Source organism: Lactobacillus ultunensis DSM 16047 (assembly GCF_001436305.1).
GTDB classification, from domain to species: Bacteria; Bacillota; Bacilli; order Lactobacillales; family Lactobacillaceae; genus Lactobacillus; species Lactobacillus ultunensis.
In genome coordinates, this window is the sequence record NZ_AZFO01000049.1 from 1 (window position 1) to 11,041 (window position 11,041).

Genomic DNA, 11,041 nt, shown 5'->3' on the forward strand with positions numbered 1-11,041 from the left:
GCCAGGAAGGTCTCCTTTTTGCGTGCCTTAGATTTATTTTATGCTTTATGAGATAATATCAATCGTAATAAAATTTAAAGGATTGATGTTATTAGATTATGAATGAAATTGAAAAGATAGAACGTGATTTATCTAAAAAGGATTATTTCGTTATTAGTTCAATGTTGTTTGCATTATTTTTTGGTGCAGGCAACTTAATTTTTCCCCTTCATCTTGGCCAATTAGCAGGTCATAATTGGTTGCTGGCAGCTGTAGGATTCTTAATTACGGTGTATTATTACCTTTATTTTCTGTACTTGCTGTGGCTTTTATGCATGCAAATGGAGTCTATGATATTGGGTTACCGGTAGGTTCAAGTTTTGCCTTAATCTTTTTAACTTTGGTCCATTTAACAATCGGACCGTTATTTGGAACTCCTAGAACAGCTACAGTATCTTACACCGTAGGTATTGCTCCTTTTATTCCTAAACAATATAACCAAATTGGTTTATTTGTTTTTACAGCAATATTTTTTATTTTTGCGTATATTATTTCCTATAAAGAAAGTGATATTTTAACTACTTTAGGAAAAATCTTAAATCCAATTTTCTTATTATTACTTTTCTTGATATTTTTAATTGCATTCCTTTTTCCAATGGGTGATCCTAATTCAGTTGCGGCTGTAAAGTCTTATAGCTCTGCTAGCGCTTCGTTTATAAATGGCTTTTTAGAAGGCTATAATACTATGGATGCATTAGCGGGTTTAGCATTCGGTGTAACGATCATCACGGCAATTAAGCAAATGGGTAAAAAAGAAGATAAAAGCGTTGCGATAGTAACTGCTAAATCTGGCATCTTTAGCATGTCTGCTATTGGATTAATTTATTTACTCTTAATTGTTATTGGTGCAATGTCTTTGGGACGTTTTAAACTTTCTAGTGATGGTGGTGTAGCTTTTTCTCAAATTGTACAAAGCTATGCTGGTATTTTTGGGCAAGCTATTTTAGCCGCGTTAATTGTTTTAACTTGTATTACAACTGCTGTAGGTCTAGTTGCTGCCTTTGCACAAGATTTTCATGCCCACTACTCAAAGTTAAGTTATCACCAATGGTTGGCAATTTCATGTATGGCTGCATTTTTGGTGGCTAATTGTGGATTAGAAACTATTATTTCTTGGTCAAAACCTGCATTAATGTTGTTATATCCTATTGCGATTGTGCTGATTATTTTGTCTGTTTTTACTAATATATTTAAGAAAAATAAAATCGTGTATCGGACAAGTATTATTTTTACATTGATTCCAGCAATTTTTGATATGATTGTAAGTATGCCTACTGTGGTTAGTCGCAGTGCATTTGGTATGGGTGTAGCGCATATTAGAAATATGTTGCCTTTAGCAGATCAAGGATTGTCGTGGCTAGTGCCAATGCTTGTGGGATTAATAGTTGGAACTATAATTTTTAAATTTAAAACTAATAAATAATGAAAAAGCATTGATAAGCGAGAAACTTATCAATGCTTTTTAAATACTGCTTTTTAGATTGAGTTTATTGAAAGAGTCAATTAATTCTTTCAACATTGGAGAAATCTTTTTATTTTTTCTTGTAGCGATGAAGAAATTGATGTAAATCAGGTTTTCGTTAATAGGTAATAAATTGATTGGTGTTTGCTTCATACGAGTTAAAATGCTGGCAGATGAAATTGTGAGACCTATTCCTTTAAGTGCTAACTCAGTAGCTGTAATGATACTTTTGCTTTCCAATACAATATTGGGTTTAATATGAAATTTTTGAAAGAGCCCATTAACTTGGTGGCGAATAGCCGACTCAGAAGCACTTAAGACCATAGGAGCCTGCAAAATCTCTTTTAGGTCCAGAGCATCTGATGTCAAAATAAATCGCCCAGGCTGGAAATAAGAAGAGGTTTGCGGAATAACGATGTAATATTGTTCTCCATCCTTGACTGAATAATCTAGGTTGTGTGAGATGGTCTCTGGTGTTTGACCAATATAACAATCAATATCGCCATTAAGCAAGTTAGTTTCGTTTTGACGAGGAGAATTTTCAAATAGTTGAATTTCTACATTAGGATTTTTTTGTAAAAATGCTGGTAAAAGTTTGGGTAATAAAAAAATACCTAAGCTTTCTAAAATTCCTAATTTAATGATTTCTTTATTGGGTTGAGTGAATGGTGCTAATTCACGTTCAAGTTGCTGATCATTGTAGGAAATGTTTTCAAGGTATTTATAATAAATCATCCCAGCTTCAGTGAGTGAAAATGGAACATGATCACGGTTAATGATTCGTGTTCCCAATTTTTTCTCGATTCGCTTAATAAGTTGTGTCAAATATGGCTAAGAAATATATAATTCGCGAGCAGCCTTAGTAAAATTACTTTCTTTAAGCAATACATCAAGATAATGTAATAATGCTTCAGGATCGTTCATGAGTGTACCTCCAGTAATAAAATTATTATAACCCATTAGCTAGAAAACTATTTTACCTAAGATTTTTTTCTTATTAAAATAAAGAAGAAAGCCTTTACAGGAAAGGAAAGATTTTTATGACAATGAAACCAGGTACATATAATGTAAAAGCTAAGGGTCATGGCTCTAGCTATATGCCAATGAAAGTTACGTTATCGGAAGATAAAATTGAAGATATTAATGTTGATTCTAGTGGGGAAACCAAGGGCGTTGCAGACGAAGTGTTCAATCGCTTGCCTAAGTTAATTGTGGCTAATCAGACTTTGAACGTGGATGCAGTTAGTGGTGCTACTATTTCTAGTCATGGCGTAGTTGATGGTGTAGCGGAAGCTATTAATGAAGCTGGTGGGAATGCAGATGAATGGAGAAATCGTGCGAAGCCAGCTAAAAAGACCATTCATCAAAATAAAGAGTATGATACAGATGTTGTAGTTATCGGCGCTGGTGGTGCAGGCTTAGCTGCAGCTGCACGTAGTATTCAACATGGTAGAAAAGTAATTGTACTTGAAAAGTACCCACAAATTGGTGGAAATACTACTCGTGCTGGTGGACCAATGAATGCGGCTCAACCAGAATGGCAAAAGAAATTCAAGGCTTTAGCTGGGGAAAAAGAAGATCTTGAAAAGCTGGCAGCTACCCCAATTGACAAGATTGATCCAGAGTATCGTGCTGACTTTGAAGCTCTTCAAAAGCAAATTCAAAAATATATTGATTCTGGCGCTAATTACTTATTTGACTCAAAATTATTACATGAAATTCAAACTTATGTTGGTGGTAAACGTACAGATTTAAACGGTCATGAAATTCATGGTAATTACGCTTTGGTTAAGGAACTTGTTGATAATGCACTGGATTCCGTTAAATGGCTTAAAAAATTAGGCGTAAAATTCGATGACAGTCAAGTAACTATGCCAGTCGGTGCGCTTTGGCGTAGAGGACATAAGCCGGTTGAACCGATGGGCTATGCTTATATTCATGTATTAGGCGATTGGATTAAAGCCCATGGCGCTACAGTTTTGACTGAAACACGTGCTAAGCATTTGCTTGTGAAAGATAATCAAGTTGTGGGTGTACAAGCAGAAAAAAGTGATGGCTCTCAAGTTACGGTTCATGCTAAATCTGTAATTTTAACTTCAGGCGGCTTTGGTGCCAACATGAAGATGGTACAAAAGTACAACACATATTGGAAGCACATTGATAGTAACATGCCTACTACTAATTCACCAGCTATTACCGGTGATGGTATTAACTTAGGTAAGGAAGTTGGTGCAGATTTGGTTGGTATGGGCTTTATTCAGTTGATGCCAGTTTCTGATCCAAAGACTGGGGAATTGTTTACAGGTTTGCAAACGCCACCTGAGAACTATATTATGGTTAATCAAAAAGGAAAGCGTTTTGTAAATGAGTTTGCGGAACGTGATACTTTAGCTAAAGCTGCAATTGCTAACGGCGGGCTCTTTTATTTAATCGCTGATGACAAAATTAAGGCGACTGCCTATAACACTACTCAAGAGTCAATTGACGCGCAGGTGAAGGCAGGGACGCTTTTCAGAGCTAATACATTGGCCGACTTGGCTAAACAAATTAGCATGAAGCCAGAAGTACTTGAAGAAACAATCAAGAAATATAATTCTTATGTTGATGCTGGAAAAGACCCTGAATTTGGTAAAAGCGCGTTTAATTTGAAGTGTGAGGTCGCACCATTTTACGCTACGCCGCGTAAGCCTGCCATTCACCATACAATGGGTGGCTTAAAGATTGATACTGATGCTCATGTAATTGATCAACGTGGTGATGTAATTAAAGGACTTTATGCAGCAGGCGAAGTTGCTGGTGGGATTCATGCCGGTAATCGTTTAGGTGGTAATTCTCTGGCTGACATCTTTACTTTTGGTAGAATTGCTGCCAACACGGCTTTTAAAGAAAGTAATTAAATTAGACGTAAAAAAGAACTGGTCATTAACCAGTTCTTTTTAATCTGCAATAATATCAATTAAACTTTTAGCTGTTTTCGATATTTTGATTTTAGAATTATAGACTAAATAAATTTCTCGAGTATTTTTAGGTGATTTAGATGAAAAAATCGTTTTATTCTTTGGAATAATAGTTGTGTTTTCAATATATAGAGGAATAAAAGTTAAGTCAGGATAGCCCTCAACCTTAGCACAAATTCCCACATTGTAGTTTCCATTTCGAATATCATGACAAATCTGAGGAGATATTGCTGTATGGTAAATATAATGGATGGGTATAGGACTAACTTTTTCTAGTTTAGATATGAAATAAGGCACAAAAGTTTCGGCAGCAGTTGGGATGCATCCTATTTCTATAGTGTTAGTTTCATTTTGTTTGGTTTGAATAATATCCCTTTTAGTTTTTTCAAGGATTGAGATAGTTGATTCAGTTGCTTCAAGAAAAATATGACCATATTTAGTTAGTTCGATCCGTCCATTTTTACGCTCAATCAGCTCGCAACCTAATTCGTTTTCTAAAGTCTTGATTGAATTAGATAGGCTAGGTTGAGAAATATGAAGGTTCTTTGCAGCTTTAGAAAATTGGTGACATTTGACCAATTCACTAAAATAATAAAATTGATTTAAGTTCATCTTTAACACCTCGCCTATACTAATACATCTATCTAACTATTATTATATTATTTGTTTCATTGGTAAACAATCTTTGAATATCACATGAAAAGAAAAACCAGGCATATGCCTGGTTTTTCAATGGATTCNAATGGATTCATTTTTAGATCAAAATTATTATGGGTTCTAGTGATAAGTACCTACTTGGTTAACATGAACTAGAACTTTTTCACCGTGTGGTGAAGTGTTGGTTAAGTCAAAACTTACATCACGTCCGGCCCTCATCCCATGATGTTCGCCATTAATCCAGTGAGAGTTATTAGTTACATCATAGACAATGCCATTTACGGCAATGTAAGCTGGACGGCCATTTTTGCCATCATAATTGGATAGAGTTTCTTTCGTGAATTCTTTCATAGAGAAGCTCCTTTCTAAAGTAAAATTGTATTACATTAATAGTAACATGATGTCACCATTGAAAGCATGCTTCTAGCTTTTCTTACGTCTTTCTTATGAAAGGTGACCACGCCAGCCAGCAATATCCCAATCTAAGAAATCATAATCTAACTTCTTGCCGTAAATTTTTTCATAGGCAGCGACTTTTTGATTATAATCCTGCTCCATCATTTTATGAGCATTTTCGTTTGCACTTAATGAGATGTCAGGGAAGATTGGTGGCAGTACATGCACAATGTATTTGGTTTCGTAGAAATTAGAATCTTTCTTTTCAACTTTAGGTAAATCTTTAATTTCAATGAAGGTTGAGATAACAGGAACATTTTGTTTAGCGGCAAAATAGTAGGCACCACGTTGTAATTTACGAGGCTTGCGATAATTCCACCACATTTCCTGTTCAGGGTAGATTAGTATCCAATTATTCTTACTTAAAGCTTCACTTAGATGTTTAGGGAATTCATTAGCAATATAGCTTGGACTTTGAACTAAAGGAATTGTACCTACATAATTCATCAAATAACGGAAAAATCCGGGAAGCATCAGGTTAGTATCTTCAATAACAATTGATAATTGACGATGCATCTTGTCTGCCAGTAATTTAATTGGTAAAGAATCGATTTGATTAAAGTGGTTGGTAGTTACGATTGCACCACCAATAGGTAGATTGTTTAAATTTTCCAACCCTTCGAATTCAGTTGAGCTAGCTAAGGTTTTAGCTAGGGTATCAAAAATAGTATGGCCGATTCGATTATTAATTTTACAAGAAAACTTCTTGCGGTTTTCCCAGTAATCGTTGACTAATTTTAATCGCTCATCAAGTGACATTTGGGGATCGCCAATTTCTACCTTGGCTGTAAAGTCGCGAGCATTAGCGGCTTTTTTAATATTTTTAATTACTGCTTCACGATTATCGCCAAAAATCATAATTTAACTGCCTCACGTTCTTTAACTCGGGCCCAATTATTAGGGTCATTTTCAGTTTTATCTTCTTTAGAAAGCATGTAATCAAGCTTTTGTCGATCAACAGCTCGTTCATCATCAGTGTAATTATCTAACTCGGATTGTAATTCAGAGTAGAATTTAGTTTCTTTAGCGCTTGTCCAAAAGTATTCTTCATATTGAACACCCTTGAAATGCCATGGCTTAAAGAAAAGATTGTAATGAATCAAGCCGGGATCAGCAATTGGTTCAGTATTTTCATTGGGCATAGCATCCCAACGTGGATCAAGATGCAAAATTCGACCTTCACCAATTTCGTTTAAATAATCTTGATCGGGTGCGATACAGTCAAAATGATATCTTTCCAATAAGTCCATGAAATGATCAATAAAGTGCTCATTGCGAAATGCCTTAGCGTTCATTACTAACATTCCAGAATTAATATATTTCTTAGGATCAAGTGCTAAAACATCTTTGATGTATTTAACCATTTTGGCAACATATTGAATTGATGAATCAGTGCAGGCACCGAATAAATTATTGCCTAAATCAATATTATAAAGCTTGGCAATATTGTCATTCACAATAGTGTCGCTGTCAATATAAATTGCTTTATCATATTGAGGAAATAGTTCTGGAATAAATAAACGATAGAAAATCGACATGGTGAAAAAATCAGCACGTAAGAAATTTTCTTTGCGGTTTTGAATTGGTTTAACTAATTTATCATCGATATGGGCAAATTTAACATGGACGTTTTTGCTGCTTAAATTATGTAGATCATTTTGATGTTCATCTGATAAATCTTGATTTAAGAAATATACAGTATAGTCTGTTGCAGGATTAGCGTGCTTAACTAATGAATTAAGCGAAACAGCTGCATATTTAGTGAAATCGTCACTAATACTGTAGAAAATTGGTACCGTCATAGTTTTCCTTTCTTAGTCGATTTTAACTGATTCATGTTGCTTAACTTTAGCCCAAGTATTAGGTTCAGCAACAATCATATCAACTTTTTTAGCCATCCATTCAAGATCAGCACGAGCTTTTTTACGATCTGCGTCAGTAAAATCAGCTAGTTGTTTCTTTAATTCATTATAATATGGCGTTGTTTTAGCAACGTCCCAGAAGTAGTGAGCGTATTGTACGTCAGCGAAGTGCCAAGGCTTGAAGAAAAGATTGTAGTGCACAATCTTAGGATTTTCGATTTCAGGGATGCTTTCGTTAGGCATGGCATCCCATTCCTTTGGCAAATGATAGATTTTATCTTCACAGATTTCATTCATGTAAGCTTGGTCAGGATCAACATTGTCGAAATGATACTTATCCATTAAGTAGTAGAATTTGTCGACAAAATGTTTATCACGGAAAGCTTTCATATTAAAGAGAATGACACCATTGTTAATATACTTTTCGGCTGGCAAAATACCTTGGCATTCCTTAATATATTTCTGCAAAAGTGGCATATAACGAATAGATAAGTCAGGACAGCTGGCAAACATGTTATCACCGATCTCAATATTATAAAGATCCGCAATATCTGTACAAATAATCGTGTCAGCATCTAAATAAACGGCTTTATCATATTGAGAAAATAATTCTGGAATAAAGAGACGATAAAAGATAGACATGGTGAAAAATTGTGCCCGTAAGTAGTTTTCTTTGCCTTTATGAATTGGCTTCACCATGTCATCGTCAATGTGAAAGACATGTACATGAATATTGTTAGTTGACATGCCTTCTAGGCTCTTTTTGTGCTCGTCAGAGATCTTTTGAACTAAAAGAGTAATGGTGTAATCCTTCTTAGGATCGGCATGATCAATCAATGATTGAATTGAGACAAAGGCATAAGGGGTGTAATTATCACTAATGGTGTAAAAAACAGGTATAGTTTTCAAAGTTGTTCCTCCAATTTAATTCTTTAAATTATCACGTATTTTGAGATATTCATTGAGTAAATCGTCATATTCGTGCAGATGCAAAACGCTGTGTACGCGATCAACGTCCCATGGTTTAACCGTCTGGGTATGAAAGTAAGGCCAGAACCGGAAACTAGTAGTGAAATGCTGAATCCTGGTATTCTTATGCAATCTGTATTGTTCGTTGTAACAACGTGGTACAACTCGCTTGGCTACAGCTAGCTTATTAATTGCGGACTGGTCTGGCAAAAACATTTTCTTTGTTTGCATCATATGACGTACCTTGGCAAAAAGCCCCGTTTGCTTGATCTTCGGCATGTTTAAAAGCAAAACACCTGAGTTAAGGTAGTCAAAAACCCGCTTGGTTTTGACGTTGTGGAAGAAGAATCTCCCCCAATAATCAAGTACGCCAACTAGTTCAATTCCTCTAATATTTTGCTTATAAAAAGTCGTGATATTGCGTCGAATGACGATATCATCGTCCAGATATAAAATGCGATCGGGAATCTGTGGCAATTGATCCGCAAACAGTCGCAACATGGCATATGGCGTGAAGCGTGTGTTCATATTGACAGTTGGTGGCTGCTTAACGAATAAGTTCGTGCAATCGATCAATTCCAGCGTATTTTTAGGATTAGCTTTTACTAGTAGACTGCGGATAAAATCTGCAGCATGTTTAGAGAAAGGCTGATATCTGCGTTCATCACTATGAGCCTCCATGGTGAGAATGTACAGATGTAGCTCCTTAGCACCAGAATTTTTTATTAAAGAAAGTGTAGAGATCAAGACGCCATCTTCCGCGTTTTCGTCTCCACAAAAAAGTATATTCATGTAATCTCCTATAGAATGTTAAAAGTAATATTGGCATTTAAAATTGCTAATTTATATATTCTATATAATACCATGTGAAGATAATTTTTCTGAGTTGGGATAAAAATAAGGTTAAGAAGTAGACGCTTCTTAACCTTATTTCTTTATGTATTTGCAATATTCATAATCACTAAGCTTAGCGCGATCATTCATTGTCTTCCAGATTTCATCATTGAGCTTATTTTGCGCCTCTTTACGGCTCAAAGTCTGATCCGGATAGAATGGACCATCGATATAAATTATAGCCCGAGGATGCGATCCTAGACGTTTCTTATGATAAGTTTTAGTCATGACAAAACTAGGTGCATCTAATTTAACAGGGAAATGCATGCTGGTGGCGTCGAATGGTCGAATCTTGGTGTAATAGGGCCACACATGCGCTTCAGGATAGATTAAAACCTCGCCCTTTTTATCCTTGATCACCGTTTGAATAGCTTTGATCAACTTGATTGACTGTTTTATATCTTTGCCAACGGGAAGACCACCATAGCGGACAAGATATTTACCGATAAAGGGGATGCCCCAATTAGCTTGTCCTGCAATTGCATAGAAGTTTTTAATAGGAAAAATTGTAAGTGAAGTAAAAACATCACCCATTGGTCTGGTATGGTTGCCGTAGATGAAATAACCATCATTTACCTGTTTTAGTTTTTCTTTACCAATTACTTTTACGTCATCGAAAAAACGGAAGACGATCCAGCCAAAACCGGCAGCTAAGCGTCGAGCAACTGAAGACCAAATCTTAGCTCCGCGAGAATTGGGCAAAATAATATAGTCATCAGGTAAACTGTAATTTTGATCGTGACTGCTTACTACATCGTCTGTAAGCTTATGATAATAATAAATCCGCTTCATGTATTCATCCTTTAAAAATCTATGTGTTCATCTTATCATGAAAAATATTTTGGCAAAAATTTTCAAAATAAATGACATTAGGCTGATTTTTTGTGTAATAATACGTTTGCATTAATAAAAGGATAAAGAAAGAGACGCTAAAACATGAAGTTTAATAAAAAAATCTTGTTTTCTTCTGCCATAGTTGCTGGTTTGTTTTTGAGCACAGCTACGACAACTGTTCATGCTACTGCAAGTAGTGCTCCAAAAACTACCAATGTAAATCCTAAAGCAGTTATTGAAACTAAGCCTAAGTTAACTAAGCAAGGTTATATTTTAAGGGTTAAAAATTCTAAGGATGCTGATCTAATTTATGTAGGAAAAGCTAACTATAAATATGCTTTAAAGCACTACAAGGCTTTTAAAGGTAAAACACTTAGCCCTAAGAAAGTTCAAAATGTTAAATTTAGGGTCGAAAAAGTAGTTCGCTTCCACGGTAATATTAGTGGAGCTCCATTATATTTAGTTGCTTCTAAAGATAAGAAATATAGTTGCTGGACTACCCAAGCCATGTTGCAATATTACTACTTGAATAGCAAAGCAATGCGTGGAGTAACTAAGCCACTGCTTAGAATCGGTAACAGAAGTGCTAATAAAGACATCACCAGTCTTAAGAATAAACAAAATAAGCGCGACTTTAATGCGGCAACAAAGGCTGCTAAAAAGCTTAAGGGAAGTCAAAAGAAGTTTGTAATGGCTTCATTGAAACAACTTAAGAAAGACGGCAACATAAATGTTGAAGGCGATAATTTACTGTTGTTTGGATTTTAAAAAATAGGATATGAAAAAACTGGTATATCTATGCTAATCAACATGGATATACCAGTTTTTTTATTATATAAATTTAGGCACAAAAAAAGCACCGACTCCTTGCAGTGCAATTTCCATATTATGGGTGGCCAGGGGATCGAACC

General features: G+C 35.3%; 9 protein-coding genes and 2 pseudogenes. 3 read left to right on the top strand and 8 right to left on the bottom strand.

The window, feature by feature from the left end:
* Nucleotides 1-98 precede the first annotated feature (98 nt).
* Nucleotides 99-1,462 (top strand): annotated as a pseudogene (gene brnQ, locus FC57_RS09730) (branched-chain amino acid transport system II carrier protein).
* Between the two features lie 39 nt (nt 1,463-1,501).
* On the opposite strand, the pseudogene FC57_RS09735 reads toward brnQ, so the two are convergent.
* A pseudogene (locus FC57_RS09735) lies at nt 1,502-2,425 on the bottom strand (LysR family transcriptional regulator).
* A 122-nt stretch (nt 2,426-2,547) separates the two neighbouring features.
* Between FC57_RS09735 and FC57_RS09740 the strand changes: the two are divergent.
* Nucleotides 2,548-4,398, top strand: coding sequence for a flavocytochrome c (locus FC57_RS09740; protein WP_187364788.1), 1,851 nt, complete (start codon nt 2,548-2,550; stop codon nt 4,396-4,398).
* A gap of 39 nt (nt 4,399-4,437) precedes the next feature.
* Here FC57_RS09740 and FC57_RS09745 read toward each other — a convergent pair whose 3' ends face one another.
* The 7 genes from FC57_RS09745 to FC57_RS09775 all read right to left on the bottom strand — a co-directional run bounded on the left by FC57_RS09745 (nt 4,438) and on the right by FC57_RS09775 (nt 10,088).
* A complete protein-coding gene (locus FC57_RS09745) occupies nt 4,438-5,070 on the bottom strand; it encodes a LysR family transcriptional regulator (protein ID WP_007127080.1) in 633 nt (210 codons plus the stop codon).
* 165 nt (nt 5,071-5,235) lie between these two features.
* Complete coding sequence (locus FC57_RS09750) at nt 5,236-5,466, bottom strand: cytochrome b5 domain-containing protein (RefSeq protein WP_007127079.1); 231 nt, start codon at nt 5,464-5,466, stop codon at nt 5,236-5,238.
* Between the two features lie 93 nt (nt 5,467-5,559).
* The gene (locus FC57_RS09755) at nt 5,560-6,429 is read right to left on the bottom strand and encodes a lysophospholipid acyltransferase family protein (RefSeq protein WP_007127078.1); all 870 of its coding nucleotides are present in this window, start codon (nt 6,427-6,429) and stop codon (nt 5,560-5,562) included.
* The gene (locus FC57_RS09760) at nt 6,426-7,373 is read right to left on the bottom strand and encodes a glycosyltransferase family 8 protein (RefSeq protein WP_007127077.1); all 948 of its coding nucleotides are present in this window, start codon (nt 7,371-7,373) and stop codon (nt 6,426-6,428) included. The genes FC57_RS09755 and FC57_RS09760 overlap by 4 nt, the downstream gene beginning before the upstream one ends.
* A 12-nt stretch (nt 7,374-7,385) precedes the next feature.
* Nucleotides 7,386-8,342 carry a glycosyltransferase family 8 protein gene (locus FC57_RS09765; protein WP_007127076.1) on the bottom strand — a complete coding sequence of 319 codons (957 nt, stop codon included), beginning with the start codon at nt 8,340-8,342 and terminating at the stop codon, nt 7,386-7,388.
* A gap of 15 nt (nt 8,343-8,357) precedes the next feature.
* Nucleotides 8,358-9,194 (bottom strand): glycosyltransferase, encoded by an 837-nt coding sequence (locus FC57_RS09770; RefSeq protein WP_007127075.1) that lies wholly within the window; start codon nt 9,192-9,194, stop codon nt 8,358-8,360.
* A 135-nt stretch (nt 9,195-9,329) separates the two neighbouring features.
* Entirely contained in the window at nt 9,330-10,088 is a 759-nt protein-coding gene (locus FC57_RS09775) for a lysophospholipid acyltransferase family protein (protein ID WP_007127074.1), read from the bottom strand.
* A gap of 144 nt (nt 10,089-10,232) precedes the next feature.
* Here FC57_RS09775 and FC57_RS09780 point away from each other — a divergent pair, with 144 nt between their 5' ends.
* The gene (locus tag FC57_RS09780; RefSeq protein WP_007127073.1) at nt 10,233-10,898 is read left to right on the top strand and encodes a hypothetical protein; all 666 of its coding nucleotides are present in this window, start codon (nt 10,233-10,235) and stop codon (nt 10,896-10,898) included.
* The last annotated feature ends 143 nt before the right edge of the window (nt 10,899-11,041 follow it).

Excerpts from the sequence above, each read along its gene's own strand:
- FC57_RS09780 (WP_007127073.1), top strand. The coding sequence starts at position 10,233 with ATGAAGTTTAATAAAAAAATCTTGTTTTCTTCTGCCATAGTTGCTGGT.
- FC57_RS09740 (WP_187364788.1), top strand. The coding sequence starts at position 2,548 with ATGAAACCAGGTACATATAATGTAAAAGCTAAGGGTCATGGCTCTAGC.
- FC57_RS09775 (WP_007127074.1), bottom strand. The coding sequence starts at position 10,088 with ATGAAGCGGATTTATTATTATCATAAGCTTACAGACGATGTAGTAAGC.
- FC57_RS09770 (WP_007127075.1), bottom strand. The coding sequence starts at position 9,194 with ATGAATATACTTTTTTGTGGAGACGAAAACGCGGAAGATGGCGTCTTG.
- FC57_RS09745 (WP_007127080.1), bottom strand. The coding sequence starts at position 5,070 with ATGAACTTAAATCAATTTTATTATTTTAGTGAATTGGTCAAATGTCAC.
- FC57_RS09755 (WP_007127078.1), bottom strand. The coding sequence starts at position 6,429 with ATGATTTTTGGCGATAATCGTGAAGCAGTAATTAAAAATATTAAAAAA.
- FC57_RS09760 (WP_007127077.1), bottom strand. The coding sequence starts at position 7,373 with ATGACGGTACCAATTTTCTACAGTATTAGTGACGATTTCACTAAATAT.
- FC57_RS09750 (WP_007127079.1), bottom strand. The coding sequence starts at position 5,466 with ATGAAAGAATTCACGAAAGAAACTCTATCCAATTATGATGGCAAAAAT.